24 protein-coding genes are annotated in these 22,024 nt (G+C 42.1%); 15 read left to right on the top strand and 9 right to left on the bottom strand.

Annotated features, from left to right (window positions below; translation table 11 throughout):
• Positions 1-10 precede the first annotated feature (10 nt).
• Positions 11-541, bottom strand: coding sequence for a nucleotidyltransferase family protein (locus AABK37_RS19180; RefSeq protein ID WP_432553138.1), 531 nt, complete (start codon positions 539-541; stop codon positions 11-13).
• Between the two features lie 183 nt (positions 542-724).
• Entirely contained in the window at positions 725-2,713 is a 1,989-nt protein-coding gene (locus AABK37_RS19175) for an ABC1 kinase family protein (protein ID WP_432553137.1), read from the bottom strand.
• Between the two features lie 349 nt (positions 2,714-3,062).
• Between AABK37_RS19175 and recN the strand changes: the two genes are divergently transcribed.
• Complete coding sequence (gene recN / locus AABK37_RS19170) at positions 3,063-4,847, top strand: DNA repair protein RecN (protein ID WP_432553136.1); 1,785 nt, start codon at positions 3,063-3,065, stop codon at positions 4,845-4,847.
• A 165-nt stretch (positions 4,848-5,012) separates the two neighbouring features.
• Here the strand turns inward: recN and AABK37_RS19165 are convergent, their stop codons facing one another.
• Positions 5,013-7,100: a tetratricopeptide repeat protein gene (locus AABK37_RS19165; RefSeq protein ID WP_432553161.1), complete on the bottom strand. Its 2,088-nt coding sequence runs from the start codon at positions 7,098-7,100 to the stop codon at positions 5,013-5,015.
• A 165-nt stretch (positions 7,101-7,265) separates the two neighbouring features.
• Between AABK37_RS19165 and AABK37_RS19160 the strand changes: the two genes are divergently transcribed.
• Positions 7,266-7,967 carry a rhomboid family intramembrane serine protease gene (locus AABK37_RS19160; protein WP_432553135.1) on the top strand — a complete coding sequence of 234 codons (702 nt, stop codon included), beginning with the start codon at positions 7,266-7,268 and terminating at the stop codon, positions 7,965-7,967.
• Between the two features lie 106 nt (positions 7,968-8,073).
• Positions 8,074-8,877 carry a Uma2 family endonuclease gene (locus AABK37_RS19155; protein ID WP_432553134.1) on the top strand — a complete coding sequence of 268 codons (804 nt, stop codon included), beginning with the start codon at positions 8,074-8,076 and terminating at the stop codon, positions 8,875-8,877.
• A gap of 560 nt (positions 8,878-9,437) precedes the next feature.
• Here AABK37_RS19155 and AABK37_RS19150 read toward each other — a convergent pair.
• From AABK37_RS19150 to AABK37_RS19140, 3 genes are all read right to left on the bottom strand, one after another.
• On the bottom strand, positions 9,438-9,707 hold the full coding sequence (locus AABK37_RS19150) for a hypothetical protein (RefSeq protein ID WP_432553133.1): 270 nt from the start codon (positions 9,705-9,707) through the stop codon (positions 9,438-9,440).
• Between the two features lie 351 nt (positions 9,708-10,058).
• Positions 10,059-10,310, bottom strand: coding sequence for a transporter suffix domain-containing protein (locus tag AABK37_RS19145; protein ID WP_432553132.1), 252 nt, complete (start codon positions 10,308-10,310; stop codon positions 10,059-10,061).
• Between the two features lie 188 nt (positions 10,311-10,498).
• Positions 10,499-11,323, bottom strand: coding sequence for a carbohydrate ABC transporter permease (locus AABK37_RS19140; RefSeq protein ID WP_432553131.1), 825 nt, complete (start codon positions 11,321-11,323; stop codon positions 10,499-10,501).
• A gap of 176 nt (positions 11,324-11,499) precedes the next feature.
• Here AABK37_RS19140 and AABK37_RS19135 point away from each other — a divergent pair, with 176 nt between their 5' ends.
• The 7 genes from AABK37_RS19135 to folE all read left to right on the top strand — a co-directional run bounded on the left by AABK37_RS19135 (position 11,500) and on the right by folE (position 16,624).
• A complete protein-coding gene (locus AABK37_RS19135) occupies positions 11,500-12,192 on the top strand; it encodes an aldehyde oxygenase (deformylating) (RefSeq protein ID WP_432553130.1) in 693 nt (230 codons plus the stop codon).
• Between the two features lie 3 nt (positions 12,193-12,195).
• Positions 12,196-12,405 carry a hypothetical protein gene (locus AABK37_RS19130; protein WP_432553129.1) on the top strand — a complete coding sequence of 70 codons (210 nt, stop codon included), beginning with the start codon at positions 12,196-12,198 and terminating at the stop codon, positions 12,403-12,405.
• 9 nt (positions 12,406-12,414) lie between these two features.
• Positions 12,415-13,434 carry a long-chain acyl-[acyl-carrier-protein] reductase gene (locus AABK37_RS19125; protein ID WP_432553128.1) on the top strand — a complete coding sequence of 340 codons (1,020 nt, stop codon included), beginning with the start codon at positions 12,415-12,417 and terminating at the stop codon, positions 13,432-13,434.
• A 10-nt stretch (positions 13,435-13,444) separates the two neighbouring features.
• Positions 13,445-13,666: a hypothetical protein gene (locus AABK37_RS19120; protein ID WP_432553127.1), complete on the top strand. Its 222-nt coding sequence runs from the start codon at positions 13,445-13,447 to the stop codon at positions 13,664-13,666.
• Positions 13,663-14,646, top strand: coding sequence for an acetyl-CoA carboxylase carboxyltransferase subunit alpha (locus AABK37_RS19115; protein WP_432553126.1), 984 nt, complete (start codon positions 13,663-13,665; stop codon positions 14,644-14,646). The genes AABK37_RS19120 and AABK37_RS19115 overlap by 4 nt, the downstream gene beginning before the upstream one ends.
• A gap of 343 nt (positions 14,647-14,989) precedes the next feature.
• Positions 14,990-15,715 carry an SDR family oxidoreductase gene (locus tag AABK37_RS19110; RefSeq protein ID WP_432553125.1) on the top strand — a complete coding sequence of 242 codons (726 nt, stop codon included), beginning with the start codon at positions 14,990-14,992 and terminating at the stop codon, positions 15,713-15,715.
• 201 nt (positions 15,716-15,916) lie between these two features.
• Positions 15,917-16,624, top strand: coding sequence for a GTP cyclohydrolase I FolE (gene folE, locus AABK37_RS19105; protein ID WP_432553124.1), 708 nt, complete (start codon positions 15,917-15,919; stop codon positions 16,622-16,624).
• Positions 16,625-16,742: 118 nt separating this feature from the next.
• On the opposite strand, the gene AABK37_RS19100 is transcribed toward folE, so the two are convergent.
• Both AABK37_RS19100 and AABK37_RS19095 read right to left on the bottom strand, forming a co-directional pair.
• Complete coding sequence (locus AABK37_RS19100; RefSeq protein ID WP_432553123.1) at positions 16,743-17,168, bottom strand: hypothetical protein; 426 nt, start codon at positions 17,166-17,168, stop codon at positions 16,743-16,745.
• A gap of 308 nt (positions 17,169-17,476) precedes the next feature.
• A complete protein-coding gene (locus AABK37_RS19095) occupies positions 17,477-18,121 on the bottom strand; it encodes a phosphoribosylanthranilate isomerase (protein WP_432553122.1) in 645 nt (214 codons plus the stop codon).
• A gap of 123 nt (positions 18,122-18,244) precedes the next feature.
• Here AABK37_RS19095 and psaK point away from each other — a divergent pair, with 123 nt between their 5' ends.
• Together psaK and AABK37_RS19085 are read left to right on the top strand one after the other, a co-directional pair.
• The gene (gene psaK, locus AABK37_RS19090) at positions 18,245-18,499 is read left to right on the top strand and encodes a photosystem I reaction center subunit PsaK (RefSeq protein WP_089126938.1); all 255 of its coding nucleotides are present in this window, start codon (positions 18,245-18,247) and stop codon (positions 18,497-18,499) included.
• A gap of 213 nt (positions 18,500-18,712) precedes the next feature.
• Positions 18,713-18,991, top strand: coding sequence for a photosystem I reaction center subunit PsaK (locus AABK37_RS19085; protein WP_432553160.1), 279 nt, complete (start codon positions 18,713-18,715; stop codon positions 18,989-18,991).
• Between the two features lie 66 nt (positions 18,992-19,057).
• Here AABK37_RS19085 and AABK37_RS19080 read toward each other — a convergent pair whose 3' ends face one another.
• A complete protein-coding gene (locus AABK37_RS19080) occupies positions 19,058-19,294 on the bottom strand; it encodes a hypothetical protein (protein WP_432553121.1) in 237 nt (78 codons plus the stop codon).
• Between the two features lie 157 nt (positions 19,295-19,451).
• On the opposite strand from AABK37_RS19080, the gene AABK37_RS19075 reads away from it, so the two are divergent.
• From AABK37_RS19075 to AABK37_RS19065, 3 genes are all read left to right on the top strand, one after another.
• Complete coding sequence (locus tag AABK37_RS19075; protein ID WP_432553120.1) at positions 19,452-20,648, top strand: site-2 protease family protein; 1,197 nt, start codon at positions 19,452-19,454, stop codon at positions 20,646-20,648.
• An 80-nt stretch (positions 20,649-20,728) separates the two neighbouring features.
• Positions 20,729-21,172 (top strand): aspartyl protease, encoded by a 444-nt coding sequence (locus AABK37_RS19070; protein ID WP_432553119.1) that lies wholly within the window; start codon positions 20,729-20,731, stop codon positions 21,170-21,172.
• A 45-nt stretch (positions 21,173-21,217) separates the two neighbouring features.
• Positions 21,218-21,820, top strand: a complete 603-nt coding sequence (locus AABK37_RS19065; RefSeq protein ID WP_432553118.1) for an HD domain-containing protein — start codon at positions 21,218-21,220, stop codon at positions 21,818-21,820.
• The last annotated feature ends 204 nt before the right edge of the window (positions 21,821-22,024 follow it).

The raw sequence follows: 22,024 nt of genomic DNA, 5'->3' as shown, positions 1-22,024 counted from the left end.
TTTAAATTGTTCAACGCAAGCAAGAACACTTTTGCAGAAACCCAGACGCTTTTTGTTCAGCATCTGGGTTATTGATATGTGCTGGTGTCGGGCGGATAATACCGCCAAATAAGTCATCTAAGCCGTAGGGGGTGAAAAATTGCCATTTTCCTTCTACATCTAGCTTCACGCCTACAGCAGTGGCTGTGTGGAGCCAATTTGCAATGCCATCTTCTGCGCTGGTGTAGGTTTGGCGACCATCACGCCAACGAGCGAAACTAGCTTGATTTTTGACATCAAATTTGTAGTCAGGAAATTGATTTGTCAAAGTTGTTTTTGCTGCTAATTCTTGAGAACGATTTCCTTGTTCATCAAAGAAGGCAATATCAAAGTCATTGATAACTAACTCACATTCTTCACCAAAAATATAACGCCAAACAGTATTTCGCACCGCACCACCTGCTAACCACCAGTTGGGAAGGTTGCTTTGCGCGATCGCCGGCAGTACCATACCAACAGGCGAATCAGCCAAAATTATTTGTAGGCGTGTGTTAGCATTCATTTTAAATTTATATGAATGTAGTAAGCGCTGAAGAGCTGACTACAAGTTAAGCAGGTAGTAAATATTAAGTAGGGTGTGTTACGGCTATGTAAGGATTTGAGGGTTTGAGAGAGTGAGGATTAGCCGTAACGCACCAAGAAATACGGTGTCGTACTCTCAGCTTTAACGCACCCTGCTAAAGCTTTACACTCTTGCAGGTAGTTTTGGTTGACTGGGATTGACAACAACTTCTTCCGGGGTTAGAAATTCCCGAATTAGTCTGGCTATGGCTTTTTGCGCTAAGGTGCTAGCAACTTGCTGACCCAAACGCTGCACACCTGGATTTACCACCAACTGTGCAAGTTGGGGAGCAAGCTGTTTTGTATCGAAGCCACGGGTTTCTTGGAGAATATTAAAAATACGTTTGATATGCTCTAGGGTTTGTTGCTGTTCAATTGATGCTGAGGGAGTTTCGTTAATTGCTGTTATGCCGACTCGTTCCCGCAGCAGATATGTAAAATTATGCAAAGCGTTTCTACCTAAAGCATCAACTCCTTTGACAATTTCATCTATTACGCGATCGCGAATATAAGCTCCTCTATCGGAAGATAGAAACTCTAATGCTTGATTTAAAACCACATTCAAGTCATAATCTTGATTGTTACGAGCATTTTTTAACAGATTTTCCAAACGATTCCAGCGGAATGTACCTCCTTTAAAGAGCAAATCTTGCAAAGATGCTCTTAATTCTGGTGCTGGATCGGTTAACAAGCGTTTGGAAACGTAAGGATAAGCTTCGCTGAGAACTTTGAAGTTCGGATCTATATAGATGGCAATCCCTTCCAGCGTTACCAATGAACGGATAATCAAAGCGTAGTAAGGTGGAACGCGGAAAGGATACTCATACATCAAAGCTGATAAGTCATCGGTGATGCTTTTGATGTTGAGGTCAGCAACGCTAGCACCTTCAGCATTGGCAAATACTCTGGCAAAAGCGGGAATAATTGGGGTTAAGTCGGTTTCTGGTGATAAGAAATCTAACTTGACGTAATCTTTCGCTAAACCTTCAAAATCGCGGTTGACGACGTGGACGATCGCTTCAATTAAACCATATCTTTGCGGCGGCTTAATCTCGCTCATCATCCCAAAATCAAGATAAGCTAGTTTACCATCGGTTGTAGCTAACAAGTTACCTGGGTGCGGGTCAGCGTGGAAAAATCCCTCTTCTAACAGTTGTCGCAAAGAACACTGTACACCAACTTCAATTAAATAACGTGCATTTATACCTTGGGCGCTAAGTTCTGCTGTATTAGTTAATTTTGTGCCGTTGATCCACTCCATCGTCAAAACGCGACGATTCGTATATTCCCAGTAAATATTCGGTACATAAACGTCTTTCATGTGACCGTATAACTGAAAAAATCGCTCGGCGTTTTGTCCTTCGTGGATGTAGTCCATCTCTTCAAAGATGCGATCGCCTAATTCATCCAAAATCCCTACTAGGTCACTTCGCACTCTTTTGATGCTTCTTTGTGCCCACCCCGCAAGGCGACGTAAAATATATAAGTCAATTGTTATACCCTCGCGTAAGTCCGGACGCTGCACTTTAACAGCAACTTCCTCACCAGTAGTTTTCAACTTACCTTTGTAAACTTGTCCCAAAGAAGCTGCGGCAATTGGCTGGGGGGAAAGTTCCGAGTAAATATCTTCTGGAAGCGCACCTAATTCTTCTTGAATAAATTGATAGGCAATTTCATTCGGAAAAGCCGGTAACTGGTCTTGTAGCCGAGTTAATTCTTCTAAGTATACAGGCGGAACCAAATCCGGTCTGGTAGATAATGCTTGCCCAATTTTAATATAAGCCGGTCCCAATCGTGTCAGCAGTTGTCGCAACTGAACCGCACGACGTTGGTCATTTTTGACGACAATTCCCCGTTTGCTGTCCAACCACAAGCCAAAAGCAAAGGATAAAGTCGGTGTCAAAATTGTGAAAATACGCCGCAAAACTTGCAGCGGTCGTCTTTTATAATACGCGGCGAGGGCGATCGGCTCGTAACGCAATTCCGGTTTTGCTTCGGGTGCGATCGCTATCTGAGATACGCTTGGTGTCACTACAGGAACTAGCGCACTATTTTCAGGCACTACTTCAACATCAATTGGTTGGTCAGTTGGGGAAATTGTCTTAGCACTCATGAAGTTAACCACTGCGTCGATACGTCCACGTTAAGTATTGTAACAATTTATTACAGGCGAGAATTGGGGGAAATAGCGTATGGGTCTTTGATTTATGGTAAGTTGCGTTTACAGAGAATAAAAACCGCAGAGGCACAGAGAGCGCAGAGAAAGAGATGAACGCAACTTGGTATTGCATTGTCAATTCACATCAAAGTCAAATTAAACTAGGTAGTGGGCAGAAATAAACGTAACTTGCTTTCCCCCATTCCCCATTCCCTATTCCCAATGCCCAATGCCCAATGCCCTTCTATTTAGTGTCTCTTAATTTAAAAAATCCGGCGTCTGCCTTAACGGAGAAATTGGTTTCATGTTACTCTGTCTGAGAATAGAAAATTTTGCCTTGGTTGACCAATTAGAATTAGACTTTGGCGCTGGACTAAATGTATTAACAGGTGAAACTGGCGCGGGAAAGTCGATTATCCTGGATGCGATTGATGCGGCTTTGGGTGGTAAGGTCTCTAGCAGGCTGATTCGCACTGGTACAAGTCGAGCGATGGTAGAAGCTACTTTCACGTCTAATTCTGCTTTTGCTGCTTGGTTGAGCGAACAAGAAATTGATTCAATAGATGATAACTGTGTAGTTATTAGCCGAGAAATCACCGCGACATCAGGAAATATCCGCAGTCGATCGCGTGTAAATGGAGTTTTGGTAAATCGACAATTGATGACGGGGTTACGCGATCGCTTGGTGGAAATCACCGCTCAAGGTCAAACTGTACAAGTAGGACAATCTGCTCAAGTTCGTGACTGGTTGGATCTTTACGGTGGGGAAAAGTTGATGCAACAGCGTCAAGTTGTGACAACTGCTTTTACAGCTTACCAAATCGCGCATCAACAAACCGAAAAACGTCGCACTTCCGAACGGGAACGTTTGCAACAATTCGATTTACTAACTTATCAAGTTCAAGAATTAGGAACGGCAAATTTATCTGAACCTGATGAATTGGAACAATTAGAACAAGAACAGCAGCGCTTGAATCATGTAGTTGATCTGCAACAAATGAGCTACAAAGTTTATCAAGCGTTGTACCAAAATGATAATGAAGCTTTAACTGTTGGCGACTTACTCGCAGACAGCGAAGTTGCATTAAATCATATGGTAGAATACGATTCGCAGTTACAATCGCTGTTAGATTTGGTGAGAGATGCTCAAACAGCGGTGGTAGAAGTAGCGCGACAAATTAACGCTTATGGTGAAGGTTTAGAAGCAGATCCGCAACGATTAGAAGAAGTAGAAGAGCGAATTCGTGAGTTGAAGCAAATTTGCCGCAAATATGGACCGACACTTACAGAAGCGATCGCTTACTATCAGCACATCCAATCAGAATTAGCAGAACTTAACGACAGCGAACAATCTATAGAAACTTTAGAACAGCAAGAAAAAATTTGTTTAGAAAAGCTGACTCAAGTTTCTGGGCAATTAACTGACTTACGTCGCACAGCAGCAGCAGCTTTAGAATTACGATTGCTAAATGAACTCAAACCTTTAGCGATGGAAAAGGTAAAATTTAAAGTTGAAATAGTGCTGACTCCTCCCACCGCATTTGGTGCTGATAAAATCACCTTTATGTTTAGTCCGAATCCGGGAGAACCGCTGCAACCTTTAACACAAATCGCTTCGGGTGGAGAAATGAGTCGCTTTTTATTAGCGTTGAAATCTTGTTTTTCTCAAGCTGATACTGCGGGAACAATGGTATTTGATGAAATCGATGTTGGTGTTTCTGGCAGAGTCGCACAAGCGATCGCCGAAAAATTACATCAACTCAGTCAACATCAGCAAGTATTGTGCGTTACCCACCAACCTTTAGTAGCAGCAATGGCAGATCGTCATTTCCGCGTAGATAAGCAAACCATCAATAATAACGGTAACGATCAAGTGCGTACAGTCGTGCGCGTCACCAGCCTAGATAATATTACCACCCGCCGCGATGAACTCGCCCAACTAGCCGGAGGTAAATCAGCAAATGAAGCGATCGCTTTTGCCGAATCACTCCTACTACAAGCTGCCAATCACCGACGAAGAGGAGGGGGGGAGGGGGAGAGGGGGGGACAAGGGGACAAGGGGACAAGGGGACAAGGGGACAAGGGGTGACTTTTGACTTTTGACTTTTGACTGTTGACTGTTGACTGTTGACTTTTGACTGTTGACTGTTGACTGTTGACTTTTGACTGTTGACTTTTGACTGTTGACTTTTGACTGTTGACTGTTGACTGTTGACTTTTGACTGTTGACTTTTGACTCTTGACTTTTGCTGTATTAAAAATTAGGAATAACCGGAAGCTTAGATTTCTCCGCTTGCAATATACTTAGAGTTACATTACGAGCATCTATAGCTTCCTTGTAATCTGGCTTAAACTTAATCGCTTGTTCATATGAAGCGATCGCATCTTGATATCGTTTCAAATTATATAACGCATTGCCTCGACTATACCAAGTTTCGTAAGAATCTGCTTTGTAACGAACTGCTCTATTATAAGATGCGATCGCCTCTTGGTATTTCTTTAAATTAAATAGCGAATTTCCCAAGTTATACCAAACTTGATAATCGTTCCGTTTAATTTCTATCGCTTTATTGTAAGATGTAACAGCATCATCATAACGTTGCATTTTATGCAGTGCCCAACCGCGATTAAACCATGCTTGATAGCTGTTGCGATTGTATTTAATGACTTGGTTAAAAGATTCAATTGCTTCTAGATAGCGTTGCAAGTTAATCAGCATATTGCCTCTAGACAACCAAGCTTGGTAATAATTATCTTTATATTGTACAGCTTTATCATAAGCTGTAAATGCTTCTTGATAGCGTTGTAAATTAACTAACGCATTGCCGCGATTATACCAAGCTAGCGAATAATCTGGTCTTAATTCTACAGCTTTGTCGAATGCAGTAATTGCCTCTTCATATCGTTTTAAATTTTGCAACGCAAAACCTTTATGATACCAAGCTTCGTAATAATCTGCTTTTAATTCAATCGCTTTATCATAAGCTTTAATCGCTTTGTCGTATTGTGTTAAATTACTTAAAGCCTCACCTTTAGCATTCCAGATATGTGAGTGATTTTTTTCTAATTGTAAAGCTTTATCAAAAGAAGCGATCGCTTCACTATAACGCTGCAACTTATCCAAAACAAAGCCTCGTCCACTCCAAGCATCCAAATAATCAGGTTTAATTTGAATTGCCTTATCGTATGCTGTCAAAGCTTCTTTATATTGCTTTAACTCATACAAAGTTTTCCCTTGACCATTCCATCCTTGAGCATATTTTGGTTTAATATCAACTGCTTGTTCATACACAGATAAAGCATCTTGATAGCGTTGCAAAACATAAAGCGTATTTGCTTGATTATACAACTCAATCGCATTATTAGAATTAATTTTATGAACAATCGCTAAAGAAGCTCCAATACTTACCCCGATAAAAGTTAACGCGATTACAGATTTTATAAATATACCTTTTTGTTTTTGCTTTTTGCTTATTTGATTTTTGATCGGAGAAAAATTTAATGTAACTGTTTTAGATTGTGGTTTATTTAAATCTTTGAGTGTTTGTAATGCTAAAGTTGCCGAAGCATAGCGTTGTCGAAAGTCATAACGCACCATTTTATCGATAAAGTTTGCGAACTCTGGTATTACCGAAATATGATTTTGCCAGATAATTTCATTTGTTTCTACATCTTTTTCAATTTGCTCGGTTGATAAACCTGTTAATGCTTGAATAGCAATTATCCCCACAGCATAAATATCACTACTATATTTAGGACTACCTTGAGCTTGTTCACCAGGGATATATCCGGGAGTTCCGATAGCAACAGTAGATTTGGTTTTAAGTTGCGGATTAATTACTTGAGTAGTAATTTCTTTAACTGCTCCAAAGTCGATTAAAATTAACTTATTATCTAGCTTTCGTCTGAGTATATTTCGCGGATTGACATCGCGATGAATGACCTTTTGTCGATGGACAAATTCTAAAATTTCTAATATTTCTTCTAAAAGAGAAATAACTTCCGCTTGATTAATTTTTTCTGATGTTAACTCTTGACTAAGGTCATGACCTTCGATAAATTCTTGAACGAGATAGAATTCTTCATTTTCCTCAAAGTAAGCCAAAAGTTGGGGAATGCGATCGTGTGTACCCAACTTATAAAGAACTTGAGCTTCCGTATCGAATAAACGTCTAGCTGTTTGCAAAGATACCGGGTCATTTGACTGAGGTTTGAGTTTCTTGACAACACATTGAGGTAAACCTGGTAATTGAGTATCACAAGCAACAAACGTTTCCCCAAAACCACCACCTCCCAAATGTTTAATAATTTGGTATCGTCCAACAAGTGTGTTTCCCAGCATTTGCCTTGCCATTTCCAGCGCGATATTATCACAATTCCAATCTTGCCACAGGCAAACCGGATGAAGGGATGGGGAGGAGGGGGGGAGGGGGAGATGGGGGGATGGGGGGATGGGGAGAAATATTAATTTAAAATCCAAAATCTAAAATCCAAAATCTAAAATCAGATGATTCCTATTAGTGATAACATTTATACGCGCAGAAAGCCGATTGTTAATTACTGGCTAATTGGCATTAACATCGCTCTATTCTTATGGGAATTAAAATTAGAACTGACTGGGGAATTGAGATACTTAATCAGCAATTTAGGCGTGATTCCGGCACAAATTAGTCAGGCGGCTACGCAAGCATTAGCGGGCAATCCAGCAGCTTGGATAGTAGTAGTGATGCGTTCCACTTCACTGCTATTAAGTATGTTTCTGCACGGCAGTTTTAGTCAAATATTAGGCAATTTACTATTTTTGTGGGTTTTTGGGAAGACTGTAGAAAACATTTTCGGGGCAAGACGCTATTTAGGATTTTACTTGGGTTCTGGGATATTGACTGGGATGATACAAATTATCGCCGAACCGAGTTTGAGCGTATCATTGATTGGGGCGAATGGTGCGATCGCATCCGTTTTAGGCGCATATCTGGTAAAATTTCCCAAAGCGAAAATCGACTCAGTTTTACCCCTGCTGATTGTCTATATCCCCGTTCAAATACCAGCAATTTTCTATCTATTTTGGTGGTTTGCCCAACAACTTTTTTACGGCATCGGTAGTTTAAACATTCCCACCAGCATTAATCAGCCTAGCATTGCCTACTGGGTACATGGCGTAGGATTCTTGATTGGTGCAGCTTACATGCGAATACTACAACGACGTTAATATAAAGTCAGAAATTCACTTATAATCCCAAATCTCAAATCTCAAATCCAAAATCCAAAATCCAAAATCCAAAATCCAAAATCCAAAATCCAAAATCGAAAACGCCATGTCAGAAATTATATTAGCTGAATCTAGCGTGGCACTGCCCCCAACGCAAGCAGACCTGATAAGCGACGACGGTATCCCGATGGAAACTCAACGGCACAAAGTCCAAATGGACATGCTTATTGATACCTTATTTCTTTGGTTAGCGAGTCGCGATGATGGCTATGTGGGGGGCAATATGTTTGTCTACTACAGCTTGGCACAAGTCAAAAACCAAGATTTCCGAGGACCCGATTTCTTTGTAGTGTTGGGAGTACCGAAAAAAGAACGCCTTTGTTGGGTAGTCTGGGAAGAAGGAAAGGGACCTGACGTAGTAATTGAATTGCTATCTGACAGCACCGCTGCCCAAGACAAAAATGAGAAAAAGCTAATTTATCAAAATCTGTTACGTGTCTCTGAATATTTCTGGTTTGACCCCTTTAATGCTGATGATTGTGCCGGATTTTTTCTCAATCGCGGAGTTTATCAACCCATTCCAGCAAATGCCCAAAATCAGCTTGTGAGTCAATCATTAGGTTTAGCGTTGGTGCGCTGGCAGGGAATATACAAAGGCATCGATGCCACTTGGCTGCGCTGGGCAACTTTGGATGGACAATTGCTGCCAAATGCCGAGGAAATAGCCGACTTAGAACATCAACGTGCCGAACAAGAACGTCAACGTGCCGAACAAGAACGTCAACGTGCTGAACAAGCCGAATCGCAAATCAGGCAGATAGCTGTGAATTTGTTGCAGCAAAAAATGGGGATAGAACAGGTAGCCCAGTTAACGGGTTTGTCGGAATCTGAAGTTGAACAACTCGGATGAGACATCTGAAGGAGCTATGATACTCCACTGAAGGGAATAATCAGGATTTCTAAACTCTAAGAATCTAGGCGAGGTTGAAGTATCATTAATCTTTATAAGTTGTAGTTGTCTACCATCAGGTGTAACACTTAATAAACGAGGTACATTAGTTTCGTAAGCTCCATATGTTTTGCTAAAACCAAGACTAGTAGATATCATGAATATACCGTTAAACCTACCTTCATACTGACCATATCTAGCATAATGTTCAGCAGCTTTTTTATAGTCAAAATTAAGTAAGTCTGGGTTTCTATCACGGTAGTATTTAACATTGAAGTATAGAGAAGCAGTACGACCTTCATTAACACCATATTTCTGAAAATGCTGTAGTAATTCAACACCTCTCCACGGAAGACTATATAAGTCGGAATTATTAGTTCTATAGAACTCAGGGTTAAATATAATTGACATCTCTCTTAGTTCTGCAGCTCCATAGTTCTTCAGGTGATTAAACCCTGCTTCTCTATCATCTCCAAAGGTTCTCTTTAAATCAGCCGCAGCATTTAGATAATAATCAATGTCTACAAAGGGGGAAAACTTACGACTTCTTTAACGCCATAGTTTTGAAGGTGGTTAAGTACAGCACGGTCAGAGGTAAGTCCAGCAGCAGCTAAATCAGGATTACTAGACTTGTAAAAGCTAAGGTCTACAAAAGGACTAAATGCACGTTTTTCATCAAGTCCATATCTGTCAAAATGGCTTTGTAGCTGTATATCTGTAGTCAGTCCAGCTCTACCTAAATCTAAATTATTTTTAGCATAAAACCCAGCATCAAATAAATTAATGCTCATTTATAATCCTCCAAGTATAGTGATTAAATAGGTCGGCGTTAAAAATTGTCGTTATGACAAGGCAGAAGGCAGAAGAGAAGAGGTTTTTGGACAACTTTACTTTTCGTTACATGCTTAGGTTTTTTGTGCCTTTCTACTTAATTCAGTTCAATTTCAATTAACAATAACTACTGTACCATATTTAAATAATTTAGCACAAGTAGATTACAATTTTAAGTAGATGTACGTAGAGGCAGGCATTCAGGCTGCGGCAACGGCAAAGCCGAATGCGATTCGTTAATAGGTAATCTACAAGCATGACAGGAGTAATTAAACGGACATGATTTTCATTGCTTGATGCAAGATGTGCCATTACCTTCTACGCCGAAATTTTCTTACCTGCTTCTTCAAAAACCCCAAACTGAAGTATTGCCGATAGCGTTGTGCGACTTCTTTACCCACCAACAGCACACCCAACCAAAAGAAAATTTCTGCAAGAACCAGCAACACGGGGACACAAATCGCTTTTTGGGCAGCAGAAAGCGGTAAAAATGGCACAACAAAAGGAATTGCGACCCACGGCAAAAACGACAGGACAATTAAAATTAAACCCAGTCTTTGCATATTTCCTGATTGTCACAGATTCTGAGTTTAGCGTTGTTGAAGGAGTGAAAAACTCCACCATGAGAGTTAACTTGATTGAGATTCGCAAAGGGGATTGATAGCATCTAGAGGGACACAAGGGAGATGGGGACAACCCTGCAATGCCAATACATCCCGATGTTATCTTATAACGCCTCGATCCCAAAAGCTTAATTCTTTATCCCGGTTGTCGCAATACCCTGAATAAACTGACGCTGCCCAATTAAAAATAATACCATCACAGGTACAGTGGCGATCGCCACCGCCGCCATCATCAAAGACCAATTATTCGTAAATTGCTCTTGAAACTCTGCCAAAGCAAGTTGCACCGTTTTTAATTCTGGACGTGTCGTAAACACCAAAGGCTTAAATAAATCGTTCCATTCACCGATAAACGCGAACAAAAACAATGTTACCAGAGCCGGACGCGCTAAAGGTAACATCACCCGCCACAAAATTTGTAGTCGGTTTGCCCCATCTATCGCTGCTGCTTCTTCCAACTCTACCGGAATTGTTTGGAAATATTGACGTAACAAAAAAATCCCAAAGCCATTAACCGCAGTCGGTAAAATCAATGCCCCGTAAGTGTTTATCAGGTGTCCCCACTTCAATACCAAAAAAATCGGAATCACCAATAACTGAAAGGGTATCACCAACGTCGCCAAAATAATCAGCAGCAATGCTTGCTTACCTCGAAATTTTAACCGGGCTAAAGCGTAACCTGCCAGCGCCGAAGTCACAATTTGAAAAGCCGTCACAGCTACTGCCACCAAGGTAGAATTAGCAAACGCCAGCAAAAAATTACCTCGTTGCCAAGCATCGTGGTAATTGGCTAAAGATAACTTATTCGGTAAAATTTCCAGAGATGCGCTCCTAGGAGCAAAGGATGTAACAAAGACAACCACACACGGCAAAACAACGATAAAAGCCCCTAATATAAGCACTCCCAGGCTGAAAAAATCGGTATATTTAAAATTCCAACTTTGTTTTGACATAAATTTTGCTAACCGTATTTGTTTCTCTACCACTAGAGCATCGCGCTACAGAACCGCTAATCTATAACATAGTAAGTTGTTAAGTTAAATTAAATCACGGCAACTATTACCCTGAAAGATAGGGTCTACTCAACTCTGGTATCAATTAGATTCACATTTACAGGAGCGTTCATTTCATGCAGCTTGCAGCCGAATCGGAAATTGATTTTCAAAGCGAAATTTACAAAGATGCTTACAGCCGGATTAATGCAATTGTGATTGAAGGGGAACAGGAAGCACACGAAAATTACATTAAACTGGCTGAACTGCTGCCAGAAAGCAAGGATGAACTAATTCGCTTATCCAAAATGGAAAGTCGCCACAAGAAGGGATTTGAAGCTTGTGGACGCAATCTCAAGGTTACACCGGATCTGGAATTTGCCCGCGAGTTTTTCTCAGGATTGCACCAAAATTTCCAAGATGCAGCAGCCGAGGGTAAAGTTGTTACTTGCCTGCTGATTCAATCTTTGATTATTGAATGTTTTGCGATCGCTGCATACAACATCTACATCCCCGTTGCCGATGATTTTGCTCGTAAAATCACTGAAGGTGTGGTAAAAGATGAATATAGCCATCTCAACTTTGGTGAAGTTTGGTTAAAAGAAAACTTTACCCAATCCAAAGCCGAATTAGAAGACGCAAATCGCCAAAACCTCCCCATAGTCTGGAGAATGCTCAATTCTGTTGAGAAAGATGCCCACACCTTGGCAATGGAAAAAGAAGCTTTGGTAGAAGACTTCATGATTCAATACGGAGAAGCTTTAAGCAACATCGGTTTCACCACCCGCGACATTATGCGGATGTCAGCCTACGGACTCACAGCCGCGTAATTATTGCCCAGAGGAGTTGGGGAGTGGGAAAGTGGGGGAGTGGGGGACAAGGAGGACAAGGAGGACAAGGAGGACAAGGGGGAATTTCTTCCCCTGCTCCCTAATCTCCCTCATCTCCCCCATCTCCCCATCCCCCCATCTCCCCATCCCCCCCTCTCCCCATCCCCCCCACTCCCCCATCCATTCCACGCTTTCGACAAAGCACACGTTTAATAACACTACATGTTTGGTCTAATCGGACACCTCACTAGTTTGGAACACGCGCAAGCGGTAGCTAAAGAATTGGGCTACCCAGAATATGCCGATCAAGGTTTAGATTTTTGGTGCAGCGCCCCGCCGCAAATTGTTGATACTATTACTGTTACCAGTGTTACTGGGCAGAAAATTGAAGGACGGTATGTAGAATCTTGCTTTTTGCCGGAGATGCTAGCAACTCGACGCATCAAGGCAGCAACTCGCAAAATTCTCAATGCTATGTCTCATGCCCAAAAGAATGGCATAAATATTACGGCTTTGGGTGGGTTTTCCTCAATTATTTTTGAAAATTTTAACTTGGAGCAGTTTCGGCAAGTCCGCAATATTAAACTAGAGTTTGAACGCTTCACGACAGGGAATACTCACACTGCTTATATTATTTGTCGGCAAGTAGAGCAAGCCTCAAAGCAATTGGGAATTGAACTCAAAAACGCGACTGTTGCTATCTGCGGTGCTACTGGTGATATTGGTAGTGCTATCTGCCGCTGGCTAGATGCGAGAACTGATGTTAAAGAACTATTGCTGATAGCGCGTAACTGCGATCGCCTGAAAAATTTGCAATCGGAACTGGGGCGGGGCAAAATCATGTCTTTGGATGAAGCACTGCCACAAGCTGATATAGTGGTTTGGGTTGCGAGTATGCCCAAAGGCGTGGAAATTGACTGCTCTGTATTGAAGCAACCTTGTTTGCTAATTGATGGAGGCTATCCGAAAAACCTCGCCATGAAAATTCAGCATCCAGGCGTGCATGTATTAAATGGTGGCATTGTCGAACATTCTCTAGATATTGACTGGAAAATTATGAACATAGTCAATATGGATGTTCCCGCAAGGCAGTTATTTGCTTGCTTCGCCGAATCAATGCTGCTCGAATTTGAGAAGTTATATACGAACTTTTCTTGGGGGCGCAATCAGATTACGGTAGAAAAAATGGAGCAGATTGGTCTGGTGTCAGTCAAACACGGATTTAGACCGCTGCTAGTCTAGGGAGTGGGGAATGGGGAATGGGGAATGGGGAGACAAGGAGACAAGGAGACAAGGAGACAAGGAGACAAGGAGACAAGGAGACAAGGGGAAAGGGGAGATGCCCAATGCCCAATGCCCAATGCCCAATTCCCAATGCCCAATTCCCAATTCCCAATTCCCAATTCCCAATTCCCAATTCCCAATTCCCAACTCCCCACTGCCTACTCCCTACTCCCTACTCCCTAAGTTATGACTACTACTGAGCGCAAACCGCTGTTGTTGGATTTTGAAAAGCCTCTTGCAGAACTTGCTAACCGAATTGAGCAGATTCGTCAACTTGCAGAAGAAAATGGCGTCGATGTTAAGAGCGAAATTCGTAAATTAGAAGCTCGTTCTATGGAACTGCGTGAGGAAATTTTTACTAGTTTATCGCCGTCTCAGCGGCTGCAAGTGGCTCGTCATCCCCGCCGCCCTAGTACTCTTGATTACATTCAGGCAATCAGTGATGAATGGATGGAGTTACATGGCGATCGCTGTGGTTCTGACGATCCGGCTTTAGTGGGTGGTGTGGGTCGTTTGAGTGGAATGCCGGTTGTCATGTTGGGTCATCAAAAAGGACGCGACACTAAAGATAATATTGCCCGTAACTTTGGGATGGCAACTCCTGGCGGTTATCGCAAAGCAATGCGCTTAATGGAACATGCTAACAGGTTTGGGATGCCGATTTTATGCTTTATTGACACCCCAGGTGCTTTGCCGACAGTGAATGCCGAACGACAAGGTGCAGGTGAAGCGATCGCCTACAATTTACGAGAAATGTTCTGTCTGGATGTGCCAATTATCTGTACAGTCATTGGTGAAGGTGGTTCCGGTGGCGCCCTCGGTATTGGTGTAGGCGATCGCCTGATGATGTTTGAACATTCTGTTTATACCGTAATTACTCCCGAAGCCTGTGCCGCCATTTTATGGAAAGATGCCAGCAAAGCTCCTCAAGCTGCGGCTGTATTAAAAATGACTTCACATGACCTGAAAGGTTTGGGAATTATCGACCAGATATTACCCGAACCCATCGGTGGCGCTCATTCCGACCCCCTCAAAGCCGTTAATACTCTTAAACAAGCTCTGCTGGACAATTTGGAAGAACTTTACCGCTTAACTCCTGCCGAACGCCGCCAATTGCGTTATGAAAAATTCCGCAAAATTGGTGTTTTCACGGAAGTTTCTCATTCCTAGCCCTATAATCATAATTGATTCGTTTTGCAGCAATGCTATAATTGCCTGTGGTATGTAAAGATTTTTAACAATCTTCAACAGCCATAGGTATTAGCATTTTTGGTGTTTTAATTGACTAACTAATCAATTTTATTCCGGACAAAGAATTTCGGTAGCGAAAGTTGTATAGTCTTCTTTTACAAAACGTAAAACTGAGAACATACCTATCTTGGCAATGCAAGATTAGCAGTTGTTGAGGAAAACTTATCAGATTCTCAGAATTGTTTAATCTATTTCATTGCAAAAGTTTTGAATAATTAGGTGGCGGTGCAGTTTGGTAACCACCAAAAAAATTGGAGATAGCATGAGTGTTAGGCAAAAACGACGCGCTCTAATTACTGGAGCAAGCAGTGGAATTGGCAAAGCAACAGCATTGGCATTTGCGAAAGCGGGGATAGATGTCGCTTTGGTAAGCCGTTCTGTTGAGAAGTTAGAGGCAGTAGCAGTAGCAGCAAGGCACGCAGAGGTGACAGCGAAAGCTTATACTGTGGATCTAGCAAGTGTTGCCCAAGTACAAGAGTCGATGAGCGCGATCGCCCGTGACTTTGGCGATATAGACATTCTGGTAAACAATGCTGGCATGGGATATACAGCCACCTTGAGTGAAACTTCTTTAGCAGACTGGCAGCAGGTAATCGACTTAAATCTTACCAGCGTGTTTCAGTGTATTCTGGGGATTTTACCTTCAATGCGCGATCGCGGGCAGGGCACAATCATCAATGTCGCTTCTTTTGCCGGCAAGCAAGCCTTTGCCAGTTGGGGAGTATACAGCGTTAGCAAAGCTGGTTTGATATCCCTTTCTCAAGCTTTGGCACAAGAAGAACGCGCTCGCGGCATTCGCGTCACAGCTATTTGTCCAGGTGCTGTCAACACCGAACTCTGGGACACAGAAACAGTCCGCGTCAAACTTGACCGCGCAAATATGTTAACCCCAGAAATCGTCGCTCAATCGATTCTTCACACCGCACTTTTACCACCAGAGGCAGTTGTTGACGAATTGATTCTTATGCCCAGCAAAGGCGTTTTGTAAGTGCATCTCTTGAGGAGCAAAATTAAAAGTTAGTCGGCGCAAAATTAGAAGTTAGGAGTTGTACAGACGCGATCGATCGCGTCTGTACAGGAGTTAGTCGGCGCGGAATTAACTCATAACTCATAACTCATAACTCCTAATTCCGCTCCTCATAACTCATAACTCAAAAGTAATTCAAACTCTAACAAAGACTGACCTTTTATGACTACTGCTGGTTCCAACGGTTCCAATGCCTCTCAATCTCCTTTAATTCCCGACTTGTCAGAAGCCATCAATCCCAGACCCGATCGCAATACCCGCGACGGACGCCAACCTGATTTGCACGAACCCTCAGACGAACACATAAAGCAGATGAAGGATGCCGTGCGGTCAATTCTGGTGGGTGTCGGAGAAGATCCTGAACGTGAGGGACTTTTGAAAACACCCAAACGCGTAGCAGAAGCAATGCGGTTTCTTACCAGCGGGTACAACCAATCTCTAGAAGACCTCGTGAATGATGCCATCTTTGATGAAGGGCATAACGAGATGGTGTTAGTTCGCGATATTAATTTCTTTAGTTTGTGCGAACATCATATGCTGCCGTTTATGGGTAGAGCGCATGTTGCTTATATCCCCAACCAAAAAGTGGTAGGACTGAGTAAGCTTGCCCGCATTGTAGAAATGTATTCCCGACGCTTGCAAGTACAAGAAAGACTAACTCGCCAAATCGCCGAAGCCGTTCAAGCTATTTTAGAACCTGAAGGCGTTGCTGTTGTCATGGAAGCTAGCCATATGTGCATGGTAATGCGGGGTGTACAAAAACCCGGTTCTTGGACCGTTACCAGTGCGATGATCGGTGTGTTCCAAGATGAGCAAAAAACCCGGGAAGAATTCTTTAATTTAATTCGCCATCAAGCAGCGTTCTTTTAAGGTTAGGGGTTAGTTGTTGGTTGATAGTGGGAGCGTTGATATTTGTTAGTTTTTCTACTACCCACTAACTATTAACCACTAACTACTAACAAACAACCACGCTCCCACTAACTAATAATCATGAATCAATTACTCTAATCACTTTGTCAGTATAGAGGTTGCCATTTGGTAACTTGATAAGTAGCTGATTTTTGTTTAAGTCAAGGGTGTAAGTATACTCACCATTTTTGGCAATGTAGACATTCTTTGCTTTGTTATAAGATACCGGAATAACTAAGCGATCGCCTGATTTCTTGGTTCTTCCAACGTAGAAGCTACCTTTATTTGTGTAGCAAATACCTACATAATAATTTCTCGTTTCCACAGAGAAACCTTCTGATATATCATTGACACAATCATTAAGAGCAGCTATTTGGACTGTTTGAGGTCTAGTTGAAGCCGAAACTACTGTTGGTAAAGAAAGCAAGGGTATCAAGCACAGCAATGCACCTGCGCTAAACAAACCTAGCTTTAACATATATTGGCGATTATAATTAGATTTCATAAAATTTGTTTTTACTTGACTATAAGGCATTGACAGCAGGCGATTAAATCACCTCTAATTCTAGACTTCCCAAAAAGCAAGCACTGTTCCAGAAATAGCGAAAAATTTTTGTAGTCGGCGCAAAGAGCGCTGAAAAAGGCAATACCCTTACAGGGTATCGGGGCTTCTAGCCTGCGGGCATTTTTGACGAATATAGCGGTTCTGTTGTTGGATGCAATACACAACGATACCGCAGCTCCAAAGGACAATTCATGAATTGTCCCTACGCAATCAATGTATTTGACACAAGTGAGAACACCTATATAAAATTACCCATCCAATTGTGTTTTCGTTCGCAGTCGCGCAAACAACTGGGCTACTTTGTCTAAATCTTTATCACCAGGGGCGCGTTCTACACCGCTGGATAAATCTATACCACTAGGTTTAACTTGATTTAGAGCCTCAACAATATTATCTGGCGTTAGTCCCCCTGCTAAAAACCAAGGGCAACTAGGGTTAAATTGCTGTAGCATGTTCCAATCTAAGGTTTTACCAGTACCGCCCAACTGTTGGGGATGATAGGCATCAAGTAGCAAAGTATTCACACTTTTTGTGTAAGTAGCAGCTAATTCAAAATCTTCTAAGCTGCGTATTCGTAGAGCTTTAATAATTTCTACGTCGGGTAGAGATTGGCGCACTTGGTAGCAAAATTCAGTTGATTCGTCACCGTGTAGCTGAACACCAGTTAAACCAGAATCGGCAACAGTTTGAGCGATTTCGTCAAATGTAGAGTTAGCAAAAACACCAATTGTATCAGTAGTTTCGGGTAGTTGTGCAACTACTGCACGAATTTGCGCTGCACTGACGTAGCGCGGTGAAGATGGGACACAAATAAATCCTAGTGCTGTTGCACCTGCGTAGGCGATCGCTTGACCTTGTTCTGGTTGAGTAATTCCGCAAATCTTAACCCGCATAAAAAATTTAAATATTTGTAACAAAATTATATTAAGTTTAACTTATACAAACAATTCCTAGTTTTCTTCTTTTTTTGTCTTTCTAACTTTATAATTTTTTATGAATCGGAAGGAGATACAAACTTGATTTCATCAATCTTACTTGCAGCTGCTACGACTGTTCCCGCTACACCTGAGTGGAATCCCACCGTAGCTATTATCATCAGCGTCAGCTGTTTAGTGGCACTTTTGCTAACTTTCAAAATTGAAAAGCCTTTAGTTGGTCCTAAACTGCCTATACTGCCTATCAGCATTCCGGCATTCATCGGTGCAATGTGTTTCGGTCATGTTGTCGGCATTGGCATCGTTTTAGGATTGACCAATATCGGTAGTTTGTAAGTTTTATCACACACAGAGACGTTACATGTAACGTCTCTTTGCATGGGGATAAAGCAACTATTGTCACCCTTTCTGGGGGAGGAAGTGTAAACCTCTCCTTTGAAGGAAGACTCAGCGCTTCATCAGACGCAGCATGAATGTAGCTGTAAAAAAACGAAATATCAGTTTTCTACAGCCCTAAATAAATTTGTTCATGCAGGAGAAGCAACTATGATGATGTCGTCAATCTTATTCGCTGTTCAATCAACTGTCGCCAAGACTGGCACCGAATGGAATTGGAGTGGAACACCAGTTATCATTGGCGCTTGTGTGTTATCTCTTTTAATTATTCCCCGGATAGTTAGCCTTCCGCACGTTGGTCAGAAGATGACTTTACCTTTCCCCGAAGTATTTAATAATCCCAGCGTCGGTACATTCCTCGCTTCAATGAGTGTTGGTCACTTAATTGGCATTCCTGCGGTTTTGGGATTGACCAATATCGGCGTTTTGTAAATTTTTTTCCTTAACATATCGCAACTAACGCCCTTAAAAGGTGGCAGGTCTTTTAACCTTCGCTTGCTAATCACCGCAAGGCGATCGCCTGTTGCCTTTTTGCATTTTGACTTGAAAATGGGGCATTGGGCATTGGGCATTGGGCAGGGGGCATGGGGCATGGGGCATGGGACATGGGGCATTGGACATGGGGCATGGGGCATTGGGCATTGGGCATTGGGGAGGCAGTGCCGTGCGGAGGTTCCCTCCGTTGAGGCACCTGCCGTCATGGGGCATGGGGCATTGGGAAAGACAGATTTTCATCCTTCTTTATAAACTGCGTTATTGTCTATTCTAGAAATTGAAGGGTATGGTTTCTTTGGCGTTGCTGAAGCGGCAAAAATTATTATTTTGTAGAAAAAATAACTTAAAACTCAAATGTCGCAACAGAAGAGAGATATTTAAATTTTAAGGTGATGTAATGCAAAAAAGTTGGAAAATCGGGTCTTTGTTTGGAATTCCGCTATTTTTAGATCCTTTATGGTTTTTGATTGTGGGGCTGGCAACTCTCAATTTTGGGGTAGCTTACCTAGAATGGGGACCCGTGCTAGCTTGGAGTTCTGGAGTGGTGATGGCACTATTGCTATTTGGTTCTGTGTTGTTGCACGAACTTGGTCATAGCTTGGTTGCTAAATCACAAGGCATTAAAGTTAACTCAATTACCCTGTTTCTTTTTGGTGGCATTGCTGCTATAGAGGAAGAATCGAAAACTCCGGAAAAAGCATTTCAAGTAGCGATCGCTGGTCCATTGGTTAGCGTGACGCTGTTTTTTCTGCTGCGTGTTATAGCTTATGTGTTGCCTGACACCAGCCCAGCGAGTGTAATGGTGGGAGATTTGGCGCGAATTAACTTAGTTTTGGCGTTATTTAACTTAATTCCTGGCTTACCCTTAGATGGAGGACAGGTATTAAAAGCAGCAGTTTGGAAAGCCACAGGAAACCGCTATCAAGCTGTACACTGGGCTTCGCGGGCAGGGCAAATTTTGGGTTATAGTGCGATCGCCTTGGGATTTGTGGTAGATTTCTTTACCAGGGAATTAGCACTAGGCTTGTGGATTGCTTTATTAGGTTGGTTTGGCGTTCGTAATGCCAAAAACTATGACAGCGTGACGACATTGCAAGAAAGCTTACTTGCAGTAGTTGCGAGTGAAGCGATGACTCGTGAGTTTCGCGTAGTCGATGCTAATCAAACTTTGCGTTCTTTTGCCGACTTGTATTTATTAGAAAGCACCGCACCACAGATTTATTTTGCGGCAGCTGATGGACGTTATCAAGGGATGATTTCAATTGACGATTTGCGCTCGTGTGAAAGAAGCGAATGGGAAACTAAAACTTTACAAAGTATCGTGCATCCCTTGACAGAAATACCAACTGTTGCTGAGTCTACAACTTTAGCGCAAGTAATCAACAAGCTGGAAAATGAACAGCTAGCTTATATTACCGTGCTTTCTCCCGCCGATGCTGTCGCTGGTGTAATTGACAGAGGCGACATTCTGCGAACTGTAGCACAAAAGTTGAATTTGCGGTTTAGCGATGCTGATATTAAGCGAGTGAAAGAAGAAGGAAGTTTTCCACCTGGGTTACAATTGGGTGCGATCGCTAAATCAACCACAAACTAATAAAATGTCGGATACCGTACTTTCTTTGTAATGCATCCGACAAAAATTAATTCCCAAAAGCTAGCTTGGGAGAAGATATTATGAAAACCATTACTGACAACAGAATGGGCAAAGTTACCACCAAAATTACCGTCACTAACCGCATCGATCAAATTCTGGCAGAAAGAGGATTCATCACAGCCGATCAAATTCGTTCAATTAACTTAGAAAATGTCTTAGTTGATACTGGTGCAACTCGACTTTGCTTACCTACAAACATAATTAGTGAATTAGGACTGGTTCTTCAAGGTGAAGTAGACGTAAAAATTGCGGTGGGAGTAGAAAAAGTTCGTATCTTTAGAGAATTGAGCCTTTGTGTTGAGGGTCGAGAAGGCACTTTTAATTGTATCGAATTGCCAGCAGGTACAGACCCAATGTTCGGATTAATTCCCCTTGAGGATTTAGGTTTAGAACCTGATTTGAAAAATCAGCGATTGAGGCTTTTACCAATGGAAGGTAAGGAAACCTATCTTACTGTCCTATAAATTGATGCATTAGGGCGATGCTTACTGCTTGGAGTAATACTCAAAGTGCAAACCAACCGACTGACTCAACAAATTCAATTCATCATCGAAATCGACAAGCTAAAGCTAATTTTGCGTCAAACGCTGTTAACTAACGCTTCACGTCAAGAAAATAGTGCCGAACACTCTTGGCATTTGGCACTGATGGCAATAGTATTAGCAGAATATGCGCCGTCTGGAGTCGATCAATTGCGTGCGTTGAAAATGCTGCTGATTCACGATTTAGTAGAAATTGATGCGGGTGACACTTTCTGCTACGATGTGCAGGCAAACGAAAATAAGGCAGCAAAAGAAGAATTAGCAGCATTGCGGTTATTTGGACTTTTGCCAGTCGATCAAGCAGATGAAATGCGATCGCTTTGGGAAGAATTTGAAGCACAAAAAACGCCTACAGCAAAGTTTGCCACAGCTTTAGACCGCATACAACCCTTGCTGCACAACCAGCTTACCTCAGGTGGTACTTGGCGCATTCATAACATCACACGCGATAAAGTCATGAAACGGATCACACCAGTAGAAACAGGTGTCCCTGAACTTTGGTTCTTTATTCAGCAACTAATTGAGGATTGTGTTGCAGCTGGTTATCTGCAAGAGACTGTTGCAAAGTAAAGTTTTGTGTAAAAACAAGCGCGTTTTTAAATGCAGGTCGATGTTATAGCATAACAAACCGATGTTATAGCATAACAGACCGATGTTATAGCATAACAGACCGATGTTATAGCATAACGGGTCGATGTTATAGCATAACGGGTCGATGTTATAGCATAACGGGTCGATGTTATAGCATAACGGGTCGATGTTATAGCATAACGG

Source organism: Tolypothrix sp. VBCCA 56010, from assembly GCF_050875635.1.
GTDB lineage: Bacteria > Cyanobacteriota > Cyanobacteriia > Cyanobacteriales > Nostocaceae > Hassallia.
The sequence above is the reverse complement of the archived record's forward strand: the minus strand, read 5'-3'. Positions and strand labels throughout refer to the sequence as shown.